Genomic DNA, 19860 nt, shown 5'->3' with positions numbered 1-19860 from the left:
GAGCTTTTAAGCTTCTCTTAGCTGTTTTAACAGATTTATAAAATATTCCGGCAATTGGGAGGTAAACTCCATGTATTTCCCTGTAGTTGGATGATGAAATCCAAGGGTTTTTGCATGGAGTACCTGCCCCTCAATACTATATTTTTGTTGTTTACCACCATAAACTTTATCTCCAATTACAGGATGACCAATATAAGCCATATGGACACGGATCTGATGGGTTCTCCCTGTTTCAAGACGGACTTCCAGGTATGTAGCATTGTTAAATCTTTCCAATACCTTAAAATGGGTAACTGCCCTCTTACCTGTTCGTGTATTCACAGACATCTTTTTTCTGTCTGCTTCATGCCTTCCTATTGGTGCATCAATTGTGCCGCTCTCTTCAACAATTACTCCCTGAACAATTGTCTCATAAACTCTTTTTAACTTTGTAGTTTTAAGCTCTGCCGACAATTTCTCATGAGCCTGGTTATTTTTTGCCACTACAAGTAATCCTGACGTATCCTTATCTATTCTATGGACAATTCCAGGCCTGATAACACCATTTATATCTGAGAGCCTGTCACCACAGTAATCCATTAATGCATTAACAAGGGTGCCGGAGTAATTGCCTGCAGCCGGGTGAACAACCATTCCTTTAGGTTTATTTACTATAATAATATCATCATCTTCATAAACAATATCTATATTGATTTTTTCCGGTATTACTTCAAGCTTTCTAGGCTCAGGTATTTCTACCCTTACTTTATCCCCGGCTTTTATTTTATAATTTGTTTTAACAACTTTATCATTGACAGTTACATTGCTATCAGTTATTAGTTTTTGAACATATGTCCTTGAGATGTCTTCCAATTTTGATGTCAGCCAAACATCTATTCTGATACCCTCATCCTCAGATATAATGCTTATTTCTTTCATGCTTCTTTATTCCTGCTCCTTTAGGTGTTCACAATCAAGAGAGTCTTCTTTTTCTTTAATGCCGCCATTATTTTCTTCACTGGTCTTATATATACTATCCCTTTCTTTCCTGCTACTTTCTCTGTAGAAGAATAGTATATATACAGATAACAAAATTGTTCCAATAACTATAAAAGAATCAGCTACATTAAAAGTTGGATAGTTATAGCTTCCAAAATAAAAATCAAGAAAGTCCACAACATTGCCAGAGGCTATTCTATCAATAAGATTCCCAATTGCTCCACCCAGTATTAAACTCAGAGAAACCTTTAATAATTTATTTCCGGATTTAAATAAAAAATATAACATTATAACAGATGCCAAAATGGTAATAGAAATAAAAACATATCTTCCCCCTGAGAAAACACCCCAGGCAGCACCAGAATTTGTATGATGGGTAATATAAAAGAAACCTTCAATAACCGGAATCATTTCCCCGAACTCTACATTATTAACAATTACCGCTTTTGTTATCTGGTCTGCCGCAGTTATAAAAATTATTATTAAAATCCAAAACATAATTAAAATCCATCCTGTCCAAGAGTATAACAAGTAAAATTATACATTGATACTTGTTAGTTGTAAAGGCGTGGAATATACCATCTGGCTATATTGCTAAACTTGTTCCAGGCATGAGGTTGAATATTGCCGCTCATATTTCTATTTAAAAGTACCGCATCATTGTAGAAAAATAAAACAAGATATGGAACATCCTCTATAATAATATTTCTCATATTTATGAACAGTGCTTTTTTCCTTTCATCATCGTGCTCCGAATAAATTCTCTCTATGTATTTATCTACCATTGGATTGCTATAACCAGCTATATTCCTTCCTCTGAGAGATTCAGGAGAAGAATTGTCCGGTAGATAAGGAGTGGAATATAGAAATGATATATCCGGAACTGACGGTGCAGAACAACCCATAATAACCATGTCATAATCTTTTTTATCAACTTTTTTAATTAATTCTTCCCACTTCATTTCTTTAACCTGTATATCAAAACCTGCTTCAGCCAGCTGTTCTTTAATCTCATATGCAATTAATTTCCTTAAATCATTATCTTCATTTACCAGTAATTCTAGTTTTAACGGTCTCTTTGCCCAGTTTATCCACTTATAAAAAATACTGTTTTCTTCTTTCCATCCAGCCTCTTCCAGTATTTTTTTTGCCTTTGTAATACTTGGCTCATATGCAACTATATTTGAATCATTAAGCCAGCTTCCCGGAACAATGGGAAAATCTGATGCCACTGCTTTTTCAGGAAGAAGCTTTCCGATTATCTTTTCTTTATTAACAGCATAATTAATAGCCTGTCTGACTTTAACATCAGACAATATGGGATTATCCAAATTAAAGGATACAAATTCAAATCTGTTTCCTGTATATTTTTTTATTGTAAGATCATACCTTCCATAATACTTGTCATAATCTACTGTCTCATTAAAATTTACATCCACATCACGGGTTTGGAAAGCTCCCACTGCATAAGCGGAATTATCATATAACTCGATGTAGATTTGATCAATATAAGGAAGCTTTTCACTGGTATCCTCAATGTCCGCAGAATACCACCAATCTGAATTAGCTTCCAATAAAATCCTCTCATTTTCTTTATATGATAAGTATTTAAAAGGCCCTGTTCCAACAGGCTTATATTCCTTTGACATTATGACCGAGTTTTTATCTGAAAGGTGTTTTGGCAATATAGGAAAAGTCATAAGTTCTGCCGTGAAGGAATTTGGCTTGCTGAGTACTATCCTGAAATTTTTTTCATCAACGGCGGCAAAAGTAGTTACGTTCTGCAAATTATCTTTATATGTAGTATAAATGCTGTTCTTTAATATATAATCAAAGGTATATTCTACATCATAGGCTGTGAATTTTTGTTTATCGTGCCAATAGACATTATCTCTTATATGAAAAGTCCATATCAGTCCATTATTAGAAACTTCCCAGCTCTCAGAAAGAAGAGGAACAGGTTTTTGATTTTTGTCCAATGCAACAAGACTTTCAAAAATAAAACCAGAAAAATCTTTTACATATTTGTTATTTGTTATTATGGGATTTAAAGTGTCTGGGTCAGTACTAAAAATTCTTAATACTCCACCTTTTACAGGACCCATATCTAAAACAGAGTCACTATTTTTACTGGTATTGCCAGAAAGAACATACTGGGTATCTCTGCTCGCACCTGGACTATTATTAATATTTTCACTACTATTATACAATTGTTGGCAGGAAACCATAATAAACATTACAACAAGTATAATAGCAATTACAGGTATATTGCGGTATGGTTTTCTGTTCATATGCTACTCCTACAACTATGTCATCATATTTATATTATTTTCATAATTGCAGCCAAACTACCTGTTTTTCCGTTATCACCCCTATGGGAATAAAAAATATCTTTATTACATTTTGTACAAATGTTTGCAGTACATATATTTTCCCTTCTTACTCCTGTATTTATAAGAGATTGCCTTACAATTCCCTGAAGGTCAATATGCCACTTTTTTTCACCTGTTTTTCTGCAATAGGCTTCGCTCCAATGAAGTCTGTCCAGAAATTGAAAGTATACATCCTCACCAACTTCGAAACAGCACTTTCCTATGGAGGGTCCTATTGCCACCTCCAAATTATCCGGATCACAATGATACTCTTCTGCAAGCTTTTTCACAGTTTCAGCTGCAATCTCAGATACAGTACCTCTCCATCCTGAATGTGCCATTGCTATTACTTTTTTGTTATGGTCATAAAAAAGAACAGGTACACAGTCAGCATAGAATGTAACAAGGGATATGCCTCTGACGTTAGTCATCAATCCATCATGGGGTTCTGTCTTTCTTCTGTCTTCAATTTTTTTATTTTTATCTTTTTCTCCAACTTTTCTTATGTTTGTCCCATGAACCTGATTGGAAAAAACCAGGCTGTCTTTTTTAATACCGATAGCCCTGCATATTCGTTCAAAATTTTCTTCAACATTTTTAATGCTATCATAAAACTTGTCACCAAGATTCAAGGAGAAGCAGGAATCTTTACTTACACCCCCGAGCCTGGTTGTAAAACAGTGAATAATAGCATTATCATATTTTTTTAAATTTGTAAACTGCAAATATACCAGGCCATCTTTATTAGTAAATATTATGCTGTCATTATCTGCGAATCTTTTTAATTGCAAACCTTCTACTCCTTATAAACATTCCATGAGCTTTATTCAGTTATTTCCGTGGTTCCACTATTAACTTTATACCGGTTTTTATTTCACCATCAATATTAATATCAATAAAAGCGGGAATACAAATAAGTTCTATCCCTGTAGGCGCAACAAATCCCCTGGCTATTGCAACTGCTTTTATAGCCTGGTTTATTGAGCCTGCTCCTATTGCCTGAATTTCAGCAGATCCTTTCTCACGAATAACAGCTGCTAAAGCTCCTGCCAAAGCATTAGGTGAAGACTTGGCTGATGCTCTTAATACATCCATTTCCATAATTATACTACCTCCTACGTCATCTTGGTGTATACCATTAGTTTATTCTACATAGAAGGCAAAAATCCTTTTTTTAGTTAATATTGAATTATATATTGTATAATTTATTTGTTATATTTTTTAAACATCCCGTATTATTGTTATTCTTTTTACTCTCCTGGTTTTACCGGTATTATCATCTATATCGGCAACAATACCATTAAATTGTGCTTTGCCTTTAGCAACCTCGAATTTTGCAGGTAAATGGGTCAAAAACCTTTCAATTATTATGTTCCTGTCTACTCCAAGAATTCCATCATAAGGGCCTGTCATACCCACATCAGTAATAAAACTGGTTCCGCAAGGAAGAATCCGCTCATCTGAAGTCTGAACATGAGTATGAGTTCCATATACACAGCTTACCCTACCGTCAAGATACCATGCCAATGCAGCCTTTTCCGAGGTAGCCTCAGCATGTATATCAACCAGAACAATTTTCACAAACTGCTTCAGATACTCTATTTCCCTGTCAGCAGCTTTAAATGGGCAATCAACAATATCCATGTATACTCTGCCTAATACATTCACTACACCTATTTTCAACTCTTTTTTTTCAATAACTGCGGATCCTCTGCCAGGTGATTCCAGTGGGTAATTGGCAGGTCTTATTATTTTTTTATCAGAATCAATGAAATTTATTATCTCTTTTTTTGACCATGTGTGATTGCCCAGGGTTATAGCATCTATCCCCAGTTTATACAATTCCTGAGCTACAGTGTAAGTAATGCCTGAACCACCTGCAGCATTTTCTCCGTTTGCAATACAGAAATCTATATTATATTCTCTTATTAGTGAAGGAAGAACCTCTTTTGAGATTTTTCTCCCCGGATTTCCGAAAATATCTCCAATAAATAATATGTTCAATATTTATCACCTTATATTATAATAACATAAAGGGCGTGTTAAATCACGCCCTTTATGTTATAGTTATTTAATCATTAATTACTTAGCATACTCAATTGCTCTTGTTTCTCTTATTACATTAACTTTTATTTGTCCAGGGTATTCCAGTTCATTTTCTATCTTCTGAACAATTTCACGAGCCTTTAGAATTATTTCATCATCAGAAACATCCTCTGGTTTAACGATAATTCTAATTTCTCTGCCGGCCTGTACTGCAAAGGATTTTTCAACACCAGGGAAAGAGTTGGCAATTTCTTCTAATTTTTCTATTCTCTTAATATATGATTCCAATGTCTCTCTTCTTGCACCAGGCCTTGCTGCTGAAATTGAGTCTGCTGCCTGTACAAGTATTGATATAATATTGTTTGCTTCAATATCCCCGTGATGTGCTAATATTGCATTTATTACCTCAGGCCCTTCTTTATATTTCTTTGCGATTTCTGCTCCAATAGTAACATGTGATCCTTCAACCTCATGATCAACAGCCTTACCTATATCATGAAGTAATCCTGCTCTCTTAGCCAGTAGTACGTCAACACCCAATTCGGCTGCCATTAAGCCAGCTAAGAATGAAACTTCTATTGAATGATTCAGAACATTTTGTCCGTAACTTGTCCTGAATCTGAGCTTTCCAAGCAGTTTAACAATCTCGGGGTGCAAGCCATGAACACCGGTTTCAAATGTTGCATTTTCACCTTCCTGGCGTATAGTATTCTCTACTTCTTTCTTGGCTTTCTCCACCATCTCTTCAATCCTTGCAGGATGAATTCTTCCGTCAAGAATCAGCTTTTCAAGAGTTATTCTTGCTATTTCCCTTCTAATTGGGTCAAACCCGGATAAAATTACCGCTTCAGGTGTATCATCAATTATCAGGTCAATCCCTGTTAATGTCTCAAGAGTTCTGATGTTTCTACCCTCACGTCCAATTATTCTACCCTTCATTTCATCATTAGGAAGAGGTACCACCGAAACAGTAACTTCAGATACATGGTCGGCAGCACATTTTTGAATTGCACATGCAATTATTTCTTTGGCCTTTCTATCTGATTCTTCTTTTGCACGAGTTTCCAAATCTTTAATCATCATTGCCATCTCGTGCTTTACTTCATCCTCAACATTCTTTAGAAGATATTGTTTGGCTTCATCAACTGTTAACCCTGAAATCCTTTCTAGCTCCATTACTTGCTTCTGTAGTATTTCATTGATCTTTTCCTGAGCTGTCTGAATTTCGCGGTTTTTCCTGTTCAGGACTTCTTCTTTTTGTTCCAGCAACTCAACTTTTCTATCTAGGGTTTCTTCCTTTTGAAGCAATCGTCTTTCCAATCTTTGAATCTCAATTCTTCTCTCTTTAATCTCTCTGTCTAGCTCTACCCTACTTCTATGGATTTCCTCCTTAGCTTCAAGAAGTGCCTCTCTTTTTTTACTTTCGCCAACTTTTTGAGCTTCTGCCAATATTCTCTGTGCTTCCTGTTCAGCACTTCCTATCTCGGCTTCAGCTTTTCTTTTTCGAGATTCAATTCCCCATCTAAAAGCTATAATTGAAGCAACTGCTGCTATTATCAATCCAATTAGCAGTCCAATAAAAAATTCTATATTAATGCACCTCCCCATATGCAGTTTTCAATGTTCATCAATTTATTGCATATTCAATAATAGCTGTCACAAGCATAGATTAATTGTAAGCTTTTTTAATTTTTATGTCAAGAATCATTTACCAGCCTCGTTTAACCTGCTTTTCCTGACTTTTCTGCATTTCTACTTTTCCTGGAACATTTGCATTTCCTGCCACTGCTGTTTGCTGATTAATATCTGCCTTGGTTTGCTTCCGTCAGGGCCTCCGATAATTCCTCTTTCTTCCATCTGATCTATTATTCTTCCTGCCCTTGCATATCCAACCTTAAACTTCCTTTGAATCAAAGATACTGAAGCCTGCCCTGTTTCTATAACCAATTCAATAGCTTTGGGCAATATTTCATCTACTTTTTCAGATATATTATTATCTGGAACATTTTCTTTATTAATTTCTTCTATTATGTCATTGTCATATTCAGTCTTACCCTGTTCTTTCAGAAACTCTACAGTTTTTTCAACTTCAGATTCCGATACAAATGCTCCTTGCAACCTGATTGGTTTTGCTTTACCAATGGGATGGTAAAGCATATCTCCTTTACCAAGAAGTTTTTCAGCTCCCCCCATATCAAGTATTGTTCTTGAGTCAACCTGAGAAGATACCGCAAAGGATATTCTCGAGGGTATGTTTGCCTTTATAACTCCTGTAATTACATCCACAGAAGGCCTCTGGGTAGCTATAACAAGATGCATACCAGCAGCTCTTGCCATTTGTGCCAACCTGCATATGGCGTCCTCAACATCATTAGGCGCCACCATCATTAAATCAGCAAGCTCGTCTATAATTATTACTATATTAGGTAGTATTCCTTCTTCACCATTCCTCCGTAATAAATCATTATATCCATTCATATCTCTCACCGATTTTTCAGCAAAAAGCTTATACCTGTTAACCATTTCCTGAACGGCCCAGTTCAGCGCCCCCGCAGCTTTCCTGGGATCAGTTACTACCGGTATAAGTAAATGAGGTATTCCATTGTAAATTCCTAATTCCACTACTTTCGGATCAATCATAAGAAACTTGACTTCCTCAGGTGAAGCTTTATATAAAAGGCTCATTATCAGGCAGTTTATACAAACGCTTTTACCAGATCCTGTGGCTCCTGCAATAAGTAAGTGGGGCATCTTGGAAATATCGGCTATTATACACTCTCCCGAGATATCTTTTCCTAAGGCAAAAGCAAGTTTTGAGGAATGGTTCATGAATTCTTCGGATTCAATAACCTCTCTAAGCAGTACAGGAGTTATTTCCTTATTTGGCACTTCTATGCCAACTGCTGCTTTTCCTGGTATGGGAGCTTCAATCCTTACTCCCGGAGCTGCCAGGTTTAACGCAATGTCATCAGCAAGATTTACAATTTTGCTTACCTTTACGCCAACATTGGGCTGCAGCTCATAGCGGGTAACTGTGGGACCTCTGCTTATATTTATTACTCGGGCATCAACACCGAAACTTTTGAGAGTATCCTCAAGTATTTTGGCACCTTCTAAAGCTTGTGCTTTATAAGCTCTGATATTCTTGCTGTTTTCAGCAGATTTAAGAAATTCAATTTTGGGATATTGATATAGTCCTCCTGTCTTACGTTTTGCCAGCGATTTATTAATTTCCTGCTGAAATATTTCCTCACCTTTTTTCCTATCTATCTTTGCTTTCTCGCTTTCATTATTTCTTTCATTATTTATATTTTCTGCATTTCCTATATCATTCTCATTATATATTCTTCCAGATTTTTCTTTACTTTTAACCGACCTGTTATCCTTCTCAATCTTGAAATCAATTATTTTGGGTTTAGTATTGTGCTTCTGTTCTAACATATCAGTATAACCAATCTCATCGGTTTCAAAATAATAGTCTTTTAAATCATCAACAGTAATTTTTCTTTCTTCTTCTTGGCTTAAAGTAGTATTTTTTACCGCAGAAGTACCCTTCTTAACAAATAGGTTTTTAATACCTTTCAATAGGCCTGCAACAGATATGTTGGTCAGCAACATAACGTCTATAATTGATGCAGTAGTCAATATAATTATAGTGCCAAGGTTTTTGAAGTATATCATCAGAGGCAGTGTAAGCATTCCTCCTAAAACTCCGCCTCCTGACAGATTCATACCGTCCGCATAAAGCTTTTCAATACTTTTTATAAACGTTTTATTGCTATAATCTATCTCTTTATAATAACCCACCTGTATAATTGCCGAGATAAGCACAAAAAGTATTATTAAATACATAATCTTAAGGTTAAACTGAGGACTGTTTTTCTTGAAAATCATAAATACCGAGTAAACAATTATAACTGGAGGCAATAAATAGGAGGTTATTCCCATAAAACCTGAAAAAACTCCTTTTATAAATACACCAAATACACCTATTGAGTTATTAAAATAAACACTTAAGAAAGTCAGAATTCCCAGGGCAAGTACAACAACCCCCAGAATTTCCTGGTTGTAATTGTGCTTTTTCCCTTCTTTCTTTCGTTTATATTTTTTCTTATGTATCTTAACAGATTTCACTACAACACCTCCATAAATATTATGTTATCTTTTGTTAAATTATGTTGACTTCTGCTGTTAATTAACTAACTAAATCTTCCGATATAAATAGTGATATGTTTATACCTAATATATCATAATTTAAAGCTATATTCTATTATTACTTTACCCGGATGCCTTAACTCTTTCCGGATACATTTATTAAGTATTGTTAATCATATAACGAAAGAGGGTATTATAATTATGAAAGTAGCAATTAATAAGCCTGGAAATTTTATTAGGAAATTCAAAAATCCGATTAAAGTTAAAGGACTGAATAACCTAAATAAAATCGGCATAAAACTAGTTGCAATTTCTTTAGCTCTAATAATTCCAATTATTTTACTAGGAACAATTTCCTACAAGCAAGCCTCGGAAGCAGTTACTACAGTAGCTGAAAATTCTACAATACAGACTATGAAACAGTCAGAAAAATATCTTAGCGTTCTTATCGATAATATAGAATCAATATCAATGCAAATTTTTACAAATGCAGATGTTCAAAAATATTACTCTATGGAAGCTGAAATCAATGCTTATGAGTTAATAACAGCAAGGGGTAACGTAGATAAGTTTTTGTCAGGTATTTATATGGCTAATAAATATATTGCTGATATTGTGATTGTTGCCAATAATTCCAAAACCTATACTACTTCCGGATATTCAAATTATCAATTAACTTTGGACTCTATAATAGGAACGGCAAATTTAAAGGAAATCATTGATGCCGGCGGCAAAGCTTTCTGGTTGGGGAGCCATCCTGAAATTGATAATAAACGGACAAATTACACCAGCATGAAATATCCTATGTCTCTGGTAAGACCAATAAAAAATTTATCTACCGGGGAATTACTGGCAATGCTTTACATTGATATTAAATCAGATATCATAAAAAATTTATTAGAAGAAATTCAATTAGGAAATAATAGTGAAATCCATTTAATAAGTCCTGACAATCAGGATGTTTATCATATTTTCAGTGAAGAAAACAGTAATGATACTCATGACGTTAATATTCACGAGCAGGATTTTTTCCAGTCAATTCGTAATGGAGAAGAAGTGAGTGGTTCATTTATTCATGGATACAAAGGTAAAGATCATCTTATAACATTTTATAAAATCGGAAAGACCGGGTTTATTATTCTAGGCGTTGTCCCTCTCTCGGAATTATATTCTCAGACCAGGAGAATTGCAGTTTTTACTACTGTCCTTGTAATTATTGCAGTACTATTTTCAATTGTACTGGGATCTATTACAGCTTTAAGCATGAACAAGTCAATTAACAGCATAATCAAGTCAATTACTAAGGCGGCATCAGGTGACCTGACTGAAATACCTCAGACAAAACGCAGGGATGAGTTTGGTGTACTTACAAAAAGTATAGCTTATATGATACAGAATATGAGCAATTTAATTAAACAAACAATGATTATTTCCAACAGAGTTAAGGAATACGCAATAACTGTATCCGATACCTCCCAGCAAGTTTCGGCTGTTTCCCAGGAAGTATCCCGAGCAATACAGGAGATATCTGAAGGAGCTGCTTCCCAGGCTAATGACGCCGAACAAAGTGTCCTTTATATGAGCAATTTGGCTGAAGGTATAAATAATGTCTATGAAAGCGCAACGGTTATAGATGATGTTTCTAAAAAAGCTCTAGATCTTACTCAAGTTGGCCTGGTATCTGTTGAAGATCTTAATAAAAAGGCCGGTGAAACTACTGCAATAATAAACACAATTATTTCCGATATTCAGGCATTAGACAGCAACTCAAAAATTATCGGCAAGATAGTTAAGGTAATAGATGAAATTGCAGACCAAACAAATCTCCTAGCATTAAATGCCGCTATTGAGGCAGCCCGTGCAGGTGATGCGGGAAGAGGCTTTGCAGTTGTAGCAGGTGAAGTCAGAAAACTTGCAGAGCAATCTTTGAATGCTACCAGGGAAATAGGCGAAATAATTGCAAGTAACCAAGAGCAGACCAGTAAAGTTTATCAAAGGGCAATAGCTTCACAGGATATTCTTAATTCTCAGAATGAGGCAGTTGAAAATACAGTTGCGACCTTTAACAATATAGCTTCCCATATGCAACTTTTACATGAAAAATTAGAAGATATTCTGGCTAGGATCACACAAATCGGAGAGGAAAAAGATTTATCACTTCAGTCCATACAGAATATTTCTGCCGTGTCAGAAGAAACAGCTGCTTCCACTGAAGAAATCACCGCATCAACGCAAGAGCAGTTATCAAGCATAGAACAGTTGGCAGCCAATGCATATGAGCTTGGTCAGGAAGCACAAAAATTGTCTGATGAAATAAATAAATTTAAGATTTTATAAAAATAAAAATTATAAGGTAAGAGAATTTTTCTGCTGCTGAAAAATCTCCTCCTGTTGCCTTATAATCGTATAATAGTGCCCGGCTGCAGCTTTGGATCCAAGTAGACTTTTGGTGAAGTACTGATTATTCTTGAAATCATATATTCACCATTTCCCATAGCTGCAGCTAATATTTTTTCTCCTCTATAATCCAATTCCACAAATTCCTTTACATTGTTTTCAGTATACCCCTCAAACACTTTCTCTGCAGGAATCACCGAATATAGTATCACTGTAACTCACCTTTATCATTATTTATATATATGTTTTTTCTTTTCTTGTGTTCATCGATTAATGAATACAATTTTTCCAAAGCATTTGACAATCCACCAACTTCAGAAATTATCCCGTATTTCACGGCTTCTTCACCAAACAGAACCGTTCCTACATCATTTGCAAGCTCTCCTGTTTTCATCATTAGCTCCCGAAATTTTTCTTTTGATATTTTAGAATTTTTAGAAACAAATTGAACCACTCTTTCCTGCATTCTGTCAAAGTATTCATAAGCCTGAGGCACACCTATGATAAGACCGCTGAGCCTGATGGGGTGTATGGTCATGGTTGCCGATGGAGCAATAAATGAGTATTTTGTTGACACAGCCATTGGAACACCTATACTGTGTCCTCCTCCGAGAACCAGAGAAACACTTGGTTTAGACATACTGGCTATCATTTCGGCTATTGCAAGGCCTGCCTCAACATCGCCGCCCACTGTATTCAATATAAGAAGAAGCCCGTCTATTTCCTGGCTTTCTTCAATGGCAACAAGTTGAGGTATAACATGTTCATATTTTGTACTTTTATTCTGGGGAGGCAGAATTATATGCCCTTCAATCTGACCTATTATGGTAAGGCAATGTATATTTCCCCTTGGATTAGAAACACTTGCAGTACCAAACTCTTTAATTGACTCAGTTTCTTCAGTATTGTCTTTTATTACATTTGCTTCTGATTTAGCCAATGGGTTATCAAAAGTTACTTTACTCTCGCTTACCAATCTATCACTTCCCTGTTATATTTCCATATATTATTGCTTTTATTATTGCCTTATTCTTTTTTTAACTCAGATAATTAATATTTGCTTTTTGCCTTATTATTATCCAGCGTATTTATTCTTTTGTTCAAATGGCTTTTTTTATTATTAGCAATAATATATTAAATATAACAAGTCATTGGTATATGGTTGTTTAATGAGTGTAACTCTATCTAGTTATCTCTACACTCTTAAATACATTACCCTCTAAATCTTTAATTTCAACGATATTGTCTCGTAAAATACCATAGGAATTTGGATAACCATCTTTAGGAAAAGTAATGGAACCAGGATTAATAATGTATATGCCATTCTTCTGGTCTATTACAGGAACATGGGTATGGCCGTGGAATAAAACATCACCAGTTCTTAAATTTGGTAGGTTTTCTCCATTATAAATATGTCCATGAGTAAGAAAAATACGGAAATCATTAAGTAAGACTGTTGAGTATAAAGATTCGATCGGAAACTCAATAACCAACAGGTCTACATCACTATCACAGTTCCCTCTTACGGCTATAATCCTGTTTGAATATTTGTTCAGTAATGTGGCTACCTGAAGAGTATTATATTCAGGAGGAATTGGATTTCTTGCTCCATGATAAAGAATATCACCTAATATAAGTATGTAATCTGCCTGTTCTTTTTCGTATGCTTCAAGAGCTTTTTTCAAGTAATAAAATGAACCATGAATGTCGGAAATAATAAAGAGTTTCATTTCAAACAACCTCCAAAAGGTATTTACAAAGGCATCAAGCTTGCGCGCTGATGCCTTTTCAAATATTATATGAGTAAATCTATAAGCCGGGTTCTGTATTAGATGTTCATCTATCTAGGCCATACATTTCTGTATGGCTCAAGCCACCTAAACGGGACTAGCGGGCCGCGTCATCATCCCTAATGCGGTGTTGCTCCAGGTGGGGTTTACAGAGACAGCAAGTTACCATGCTGTCTGGTGAGCTCTTACCTCACCTTTCCACCCTTACCATGCAATAAATTGCAGGCGGTATATTTCTGTTGCACTTTCCTTGAAGTCGCCTTCACCGGGAGTTACCCGGCACCCTGCCCTATGGAGCCCGGACTTTCCTCATATACGACCTTTCGGTACAGTATATGCGAACATCTGATTTACTCATTTAATCATTTTACGCCTTATTATTGAAGGCGCATATATTATAATGTTTTATATGTAGTATGTCAATAGTATTTAAATGGATCGTCCTCCGTATAATGGCAAATAACTTCGATATCGGTAAAATTCTCCCTAAGCATTCTTACAGTATTAGGTACCATTATTTTTTCAGTATTAAAATGTCCTGCATCCACAACACAGAATTTATTTTCTAATATTTCAATGGCATGGTGGTATTTTAAATCTCCTGAAACAAGAACGTCGGATTTATTCATAACTACCTCAAGTATGTCCGGATCATAACTGCCGCAAAAAACTGCGACTTTACTGACAGCCTTCTCTCTCCATCCTGCCACTTTTACATTTCGGACGTTTAGCTTGTCTTTAATGTATAATATAAAATCTTCCATTGTCATTGGGCTAGTCAACAAACCTGTTTTTACAAGTTCACATGTTCGTGAATATGCACCGGTACAACTATTCTCTTCCATAAGTGGCTTAATTTGCCTCAATTCCAACGCTTCCGCCAGTTGCTGGTTTACCCCTTTATCTGCATAATCATAGTTTGTATGGGCAGAATAAATGTTTATACGGTTCTTTATTATATTATAAATTAACTCCCCATATGGAGTTTCAAAATTTATACTTTTCAGTCCCTTAAATATAACCGGATGATGGGAGATAATAAGATTTACCCCATTATCCACGGCATTTCTTACAGCCTCGGAAGTTACATCAAGACATACCATTACCTTGTTCACAACTATATTAGGGCTGCCAATAACTAAACCCACATTATCCCAGGATTCTGCAAGATCTGTAGGCGCGATCTCCTCCATGAATTCAATGATTTCCCAACACTTTCTGCTAATTGCAATCACCTGCCAATAATATTAATTTAATAACGTAATTTTTTAAGTAATATAATCTTAAGTGATTAATTCTTAGCTATATTTCCTCAATATTTTAAGGAAAGAAGCTTTTAGATTTTCCAGCCGGATTAAATCTTCTTTCCTGTCTTTGGCATTTTTTAATTCCCTTATTATCACATCTACCTGCCTGATTTTTTTCTCTAAATATTTTCCCAGAAGTGGATCTGACTTTTCAATTATTTTTTTCCCTATTATTAAATCCAGGTCGGTAAACTGCTGATTTACACCAGTATATCTGGTATTAATAACGGTGTATATTTTATTATCCTCGGAAGCTAAAGTCTCGTCATATATGTCAAAACCATTTGTATAAAGGTATTCACGCACCAGATCTATTGCATTCATGGGCTGTAGTATTAAAGTGCCTGCATTGGCTGATTTAGAGAATTCTGAGGACAAAATCTCTGTAATAAGTTTTCCTCCCATACCTGCAATTACTATTGTTTCAGCCTCTGATATACTTATTGGTTCAAGGCCGTATCCAAGCCTGGTCTCAATTTTATTCTCCAAATTATGGTTTTTTATGTTTTCCCTTGCTATTTTAAGTGGTCCTTCTCTTATATCTGTTGCAATTGCCCTGGAACAAATACCTTTTTGCACCAAATATATTGGAATGTAAGCATGATCGGTACCTATATCACATAGTGTTCCTGAGGGCGGAACTTTTTCGCATATTAGTTTTAATCTTCCCTTAAGCTCCAATCTTTTTACCGCCGTCACATTAATCTCCTGTAGTTTTTTGCTAACAATAACTAATATTTATATTATTTTCTTTTTTCTTTTTATTATTTTATCATAGTTGGGCACAATATAGAATAAAGAAGTTGCTATATAAACCCGGGCTCATTAGGAACAAAAACCATTATAGTAGGTGCAAGGATTATGAATAAAAAGTTTAGAGGAACCAGATTAAAAGATATTGAAACAGCAAGGGAAACAATTTTTTTAAATGCCGGATTGCAAAATAATTTAATAAATAAGTTAAGTAAAAAAAGTTCATCCGCCATTTCATCTCAACTCTGGGGAAACGATGATTTCGATAATTTAACAGAAAAAAAATAAGAAGCAAAGCTTCCTATTAATTATATATCGTGAACAAAACAATATTAAATTCCTTGGTGGGCCTTCAGGGACTCGAACCCCGGACCGACCGGTTATGAGCCGGTTGCTCTAACCAACTGAGCTAAAGGCCCTTTTGGCTCCTCAAGTAGGACTCGAACCTACGACCCTGCGGTTAACAGCCGCATGCTCTACCGACTGAGCTATTGAGGAATGTTATGTGCCGGATTCAAACTTATGTTATCACGTCGCCGGCACAAAATATATTATACTTGTGTAAAGCCTCAAGGTCAAGAGTTTTTTTTCTTTCATTATGCTTTTTACTTAAATTAGAATATTATTGCTAATTAATTCTTGTTTTATTTCGCTATTCCTTTAAATTCTTGGCTTGAAAAAGCAGTTTATACTCAGTCCAGATAATCCTTCAGCTTTTTACTCCTGCTGGGATGTCTGAGTTTTCTCAATGCTTTTGCTTCAATCTGGCGTATCCTTTCTCTTGTTACATTAAACTCTCTGCCTACTTCCTCAAGAGTTCTTGCCCTACCGTCATCAAGCCCAAATCTAAGCCTAAGGACTTTTTCTTCCCTGGATGTTAGTGTATCCAGTACATCTATCAGTTGCTCCTTGAGGAGTGTAAAAGCAGCTGCTTCTGCAGGAGCAGGCACATCGTCGTCAGGAATAAAATCGCCCAGATGGCTATCCTCCTCTTCACCAATTGGGGTTTCTAAGGATACAGGTTCCTGAGAAATTTTCATTATTTCTCTTACTTTTTCAACGGGCATACCCATTTCCTTGGCTATCTCTTCCGGATGAGGGTCTCGTCCTAATTCCTGCAATAGCTGGCGGGATACCCTAATGAGTTTATTAATGGTTTCTACCATGTGAACAGGTATTCTAATGGTTCTTGCCTGATCAGCAATAGCCCTGGTTATTGCTTGTCTTATCCACCATGTAGCATATGTGCTAAATTTATAGCCTTTTCTATAATCAAATTTTTCTACAGCTTTTATAAGTCCAAGGTTACCTTCCTGAATTAAATCAAGAAACAGCATACCCCTACCTACATATCTTTTAGCAATACTTACGACAAGCCTTAAGTTAGCCTCCGCCAATCTGCGCTTTGCTTCTGTATCTCCTTTTTCCATTCTTTTAGCCAGCTCAATTTCTTCATCAGCAGATAAAAGGGGTACCTTTCCTATCTCTTTAAGATACATTCTTACCGGATCGTCAATACTTACTCCTTCCGGCAGAGTCATATCTAAATCTATTTCCTGCTCTTGCAAATCTTCAATTTCATCATCTATATCTCCAACTATATCTATACCAACTGCTTCTATAGTTTCATATATTTTTTCAATCTGTTCAGGTTCAAGCTCTACTTCTTCAAAAGCATCCATTATTTCTTTATAGGTAAGCATGCCTTTTGCTCTTCCTCTTTCAATCAGATCTTTAAGTATAGCTTTCCTGTTATCATTTTTCGCGCTCAAGAATTACCCCTCCTTTCTCTAATAATATCATTTGTTTTTTCGATTCTTTATTAATAATGTAAGTTGTAGTAATTCCTGTTTTAATTTTTCAACATCTCCTTCTGTCAATCCTGTTTGGTTTTCCAAAACACTAACTATTTGTTTTTGTCTGTTTTTTATATGGTACATTTCCATACTTGTAATCTTTCCCATAATTGCCTTATATATATCATCGCAATGGCTTAATTCGCTAATAATTTCTGCAAAAATATGTGCTAAATCTACTCCTGCAATATCCAATAATTCATCAGGCGTAATTTCTCTTTCATTTTCAAGCCTGCTAAAAACTATTTCTGCTATTCTTTTGTTTTGTTCATCTGTGAACAAATTAATATTAATTCTATCTCTAAGATTCCGGAAAAGTCCATTATCTATACATAATAATACAAGGAATATCCTTTCATCTTGTATTTGTTTTTCTGCCATTTTATCCAGTGATTTTTTTTGTATGATATTTCTTACATTATTATTTGTTCTAACAGCTAATTTCCTATAATTTTTTGCTCTTATTTTTTTATCTATCTCCAATAAAATAGATTCTTCACTAATACCGTATTCACTGGCTATTTTTTTTACATACATTTCTTTTTCTATATTATTATCAATCTTAGACAAAACTTCTGCAGCCATATCCAAGAACTTAATTTTCCCTTCAGTTGTTTCTGTATCTGTCTCCTTTTTTATGGTTTTTATTCTAAATTCTACAACGGAGAGAGAATTCTTTACCAGTTTTCTAAATTCTTCTGCTCCATTGCTCCTGATATATTCATCAGGGTCTTTACCTTGAGGCAAAGTAAGTATTTTCACATTGCAACCAATACTATCCAGTAATTCCAGGCTTCTTAATGTGGCAGCCTGGCCTGCTGTATCTGAATCGAAAGCAACAATAACTTCATCGGCATATTTTTTCAGCAGCCGCCCCTGAGTTTCAGTAAGAGCTGTTCCCAGTGATGCGACAGTATTTGTAATCCCATGTTGATGAAGAGATATTGCGTCCATATAACCTTCAACCATAATAATACTTTTTTCATTTGACTTCCTGGCAAAGTTTAATGCATATAGGTTTCTTCCCTTATTATAGACAATGGTTTCCGGCGAATTCATATATTTAGGCATTGAAGAATCCAAAACTCTTCCACCAAAACCTATTACATTCCCTCTCAAATCGAAAATAGGGAACATCAATCTTCCTCTAAATCTGTCGTAATAACCTCCTTTTCTGTTTTTTAATACTAAACCACTTTTTACAATGGATTCTTTAGAAAATTTTTTATTTTCCAAGAATAAAAACAACTTGTCCCATTCCTCAGGTGAATAACCTAATCCAAACCTCCTGACAATATGTTCCTGAATATTTCTTTTTTCCAGATATTTTTTTGCTTTTTCTCCCTGGGCAGAATTTAAGTTTTCAAAGAAAAATCTGGCAGCCTCAACATTTATATTCAATATTTCCTGCCTCAGTTTAGCCTTTAGCTTCTCTTCCCTGCTTTCAACCTCTGCTATCTGAATATTGGCTCTTTCCGCAAGTAATCTGACAGCTTCCACATAGTCAAGGTTTTCAGCATTCATAATAAAATGAATTACATTTCCACCCTTTCCACATCCAAAACAGTAAAATATCTGTTTTGAAGGTACTACACTGAAAGACGGAGTTTTTTCTTTGTGGAAGGGACAAAGTCCAAAAAAGTCTTTACCTTTTTTTTCAATCTTCACATATTCAGATACTACGTCCACAATATCGTTTCTTAATTTAATTTCTTCAATTACCTCTTCTGAAAAATACCCATACATTAACATTCTGGAATATTTTCTTTATAAATATCCTCACATACCTTTCTAAATATTTTTTTAATTTTTTCTAAATATGTATTATTAATTGTTCGACATTTTTAGCAATAATCCTTCTTTTTTATCGGCATAATTATTACTCAGGTTTCTTATTAAACTCTTGTGCTGTATTATATATTCTATATATACCCTTAATTATCCTTTAAATATAGATATTTTTTATGATATTTTATTCCATATTTGTATTTTATATACATTACATAAATTATAAAAGCATATTATTTTTAATTGAATTGTTTTTTGGATAAAAATATAGCCTGCTTTATACACTCAAAAGTGCGTATTAAAGCAGGCCATCCAGAAACTTGCTTCTCTCGGGGTGTTTTTGGTACAATGAAAACCGAGCGTTCCGGAACTTAAAAAACCCCGCATAAAATGGAAAAACTCCATTGCGAGCACCCCT

Annotated in this window: 17 protein-coding genes, 2 tRNA genes and 1 other RNA gene; 2 read left to right on the top strand and 18 right to left on the bottom strand. The window is 35.1% G+C overall.

What is annotated here, in order from left to right:
• Window positions 1-6 precede the first annotated feature (6 nt).
• From GXX20_12005 to GXX20_11970, 8 genes are all read right to left on the bottom strand, one after another.
• A complete protein-coding gene (locus GXX20_12005; GenBank protein ID HHW32372.1) occupies window positions 7-918 on the bottom strand; it encodes an RluA family pseudouridine synthase in 912 nt (303 codons plus the stop codon).
• Window positions 919-924: 6 nt separating this feature from the next.
• Window positions 925-1476 carry a signal peptidase II gene (gene lspA / locus GXX20_12000; protein ID HHW32371.1) on the bottom strand — a complete coding sequence of 184 codons (552 nt, stop codon included), beginning with the start codon at window positions 1474-1476 and terminating at the stop codon, window positions 925-927.
• Between the two features lie 56 nt (window positions 1477-1532).
• Window positions 1533-3269: a peptide ABC transporter substrate-binding protein gene (locus GXX20_11995; protein HHW32370.1), complete on the bottom strand. Its 1737-nt coding sequence runs from the start codon at window positions 3267-3269 to the stop codon at window positions 1533-1535.
• 29 nt (window positions 3270-3298) lie between these two features.
• A complete protein-coding gene (gene pgeF / locus GXX20_11990; GenBank protein HHW32369.1) occupies window positions 3299-4141 on the bottom strand; it encodes a peptidoglycan editing factor PgeF in 843 nt (280 codons plus the stop codon).
• A 40-nt stretch (window positions 4142-4181) separates the two neighbouring features.
• Window positions 4182-4445 (bottom strand): stage V sporulation protein S, encoded by a 264-nt coding sequence (locus GXX20_11985; GenBank protein ID HHW32368.1) that lies wholly within the window; start codon window positions 4443-4445, stop codon window positions 4182-4184.
• Window positions 4446-4571: 126 nt separating this feature from the next.
• Window positions 4572-5354 carry a TIGR00282 family metallophosphoesterase gene (locus tag GXX20_11980; GenBank protein ID HHW32367.1) on the bottom strand — a complete coding sequence of 261 codons (783 nt, stop codon included), beginning with the start codon at window positions 5352-5354 and terminating at the stop codon, window positions 4572-4574.
• A 78-nt stretch (window positions 5355-5432) separates the two neighbouring features.
• The gene (gene rny, locus GXX20_11975) at window positions 5433-7004 is read right to left on the bottom strand and encodes a ribonuclease Y (GenBank protein HHW32366.1); all 1572 of its coding nucleotides are present in this window, start codon (window positions 7002-7004) and stop codon (window positions 5433-5435) included.
• Window positions 7005-7148: 144 nt separating this feature from the next.
• Window positions 7149-9530: a DNA translocase FtsK gene (locus GXX20_11970; protein ID HHW32365.1), complete on the bottom strand. Its 2382-nt coding sequence runs from the start codon at window positions 9528-9530 to the stop codon at window positions 7149-7151.
• A 222-nt stretch (window positions 9531-9752) separates the two neighbouring features.
• On the opposite strand from GXX20_11970, the gene GXX20_11965 reads away from it, so the two are divergent.
• Window positions 9753-11888, top strand: coding sequence for a methyl-accepting chemotaxis protein (locus tag GXX20_11965; GenBank protein ID HHW32364.1), 2136 nt, complete (start codon window positions 9753-9755; stop codon window positions 11886-11888).
• A 59-nt stretch (window positions 11889-11947) separates the two neighbouring features.
• Here GXX20_11965 and GXX20_11960 read toward each other — a convergent pair whose 3' ends face one another.
• From GXX20_11960 to GXX20_11935, 6 genes are all read right to left on the bottom strand, one after another.
• A complete protein-coding gene (locus GXX20_11960; protein ID HHW32363.1) occupies window positions 11948-12160 on the bottom strand; it encodes a hypothetical protein in 213 nt (70 codons plus the stop codon).
• Window positions 12157-12888 (bottom strand): translocation-enhancing protein TepA, encoded by a 732-nt coding sequence (locus GXX20_11955; GenBank protein ID HHW32362.1) that lies wholly within the window; start codon window positions 12886-12888, stop codon window positions 12157-12159. The genes GXX20_11960 and GXX20_11955 overlap by 4 nt, the downstream gene beginning before the upstream one ends.
• 241 nt (window positions 12889-13129) lie before the next feature.
• Window positions 13130-13678: a phosphodiesterase gene (gene yfcE, locus GXX20_11950; protein HHW32361.1), complete on the bottom strand. Its 549-nt coding sequence runs from the start codon at window positions 13676-13678 to the stop codon at window positions 13130-13132.
• A 66-nt stretch (window positions 13679-13744) separates the two neighbouring features.
• An RNA gene (gene rnpB, locus GXX20_11945) (RNase P RNA component class A) lies at window positions 13745-14095 on the bottom strand.
• 62 nt (window positions 14096-14157) lie between these two features.
• The gene (locus GXX20_11940) at window positions 14158-14931 is read right to left on the bottom strand and encodes a Nif3-like dinuclear metal center hexameric protein (GenBank protein HHW32360.1); all 774 of its coding nucleotides are present in this window, start codon (window positions 14929-14931) and stop codon (window positions 14158-14160) included.
• A gap of 105 nt (window positions 14932-15036) precedes the next feature.
• Window positions 15037-15726 carry an SAM-dependent methyltransferase gene (locus GXX20_11935; GenBank protein ID HHW32359.1) on the bottom strand — a complete coding sequence of 230 codons (690 nt, stop codon included), beginning with the start codon at window positions 15724-15726 and terminating at the stop codon, window positions 15037-15039.
• Between the two features lie 180 nt (window positions 15727-15906).
• On the opposite strand from GXX20_11935, the gene GXX20_11930 reads away from it, so the two are divergent.
• The gene (locus GXX20_11930; protein HHW32358.1) at window positions 15907-16086 is read left to right on the top strand and encodes a hypothetical protein; all 180 of its coding nucleotides are present in this window, start codon (window positions 15907-15909) and stop codon (window positions 16084-16086) included.
• A 54-nt stretch (window positions 16087-16140) separates the two neighbouring features.
• On the opposite strand, the gene GXX20_11925 is transcribed toward GXX20_11930, so the two are convergent.
• The 4 genes from GXX20_11925 to GXX20_11910 form a co-directional block, all read right to left on the bottom strand.
• Window positions 16141-16217: transfer RNA gene (locus tag GXX20_11925), tRNA-Ile, on the bottom strand.
• A 3-nt stretch (window positions 16218-16220) separates the two neighbouring features.
• Window positions 16221-16296 (bottom strand) — tRNA-Asn (locus tag GXX20_11920).
• A 194-nt stretch (window positions 16297-16490) separates the two neighbouring features.
• Complete coding sequence (gene rpoD, locus GXX20_11915) at window positions 16491-17570, bottom strand: RNA polymerase sigma factor RpoD (GenBank protein ID HHW32357.1); 1080 nt, start codon at window positions 17568-17570, stop codon at window positions 16491-16493.
• A 27-nt stretch (window positions 17571-17597) separates the two neighbouring features.
• The gene (locus GXX20_11910; protein HHW32356.1) at window positions 17598-19400 is read right to left on the bottom strand and encodes a DNA primase; all 1803 of its coding nucleotides are present in this window, start codon (window positions 19398-19400) and stop codon (window positions 17598-17600) included.
• Window positions 19401-19860 lie beyond the last annotated feature (460 nt).

The sequence above is a fragment of the Clostridiaceae bacterium genome (assembly GCA_012840395.1).
Lineage (GTDB): Bacteria > Bacillota > Clostridia > Acetivibrionales > DULL01 > DULL01.
This window is presented reverse-complemented; position numbering and strand designations above follow the sequence as displayed.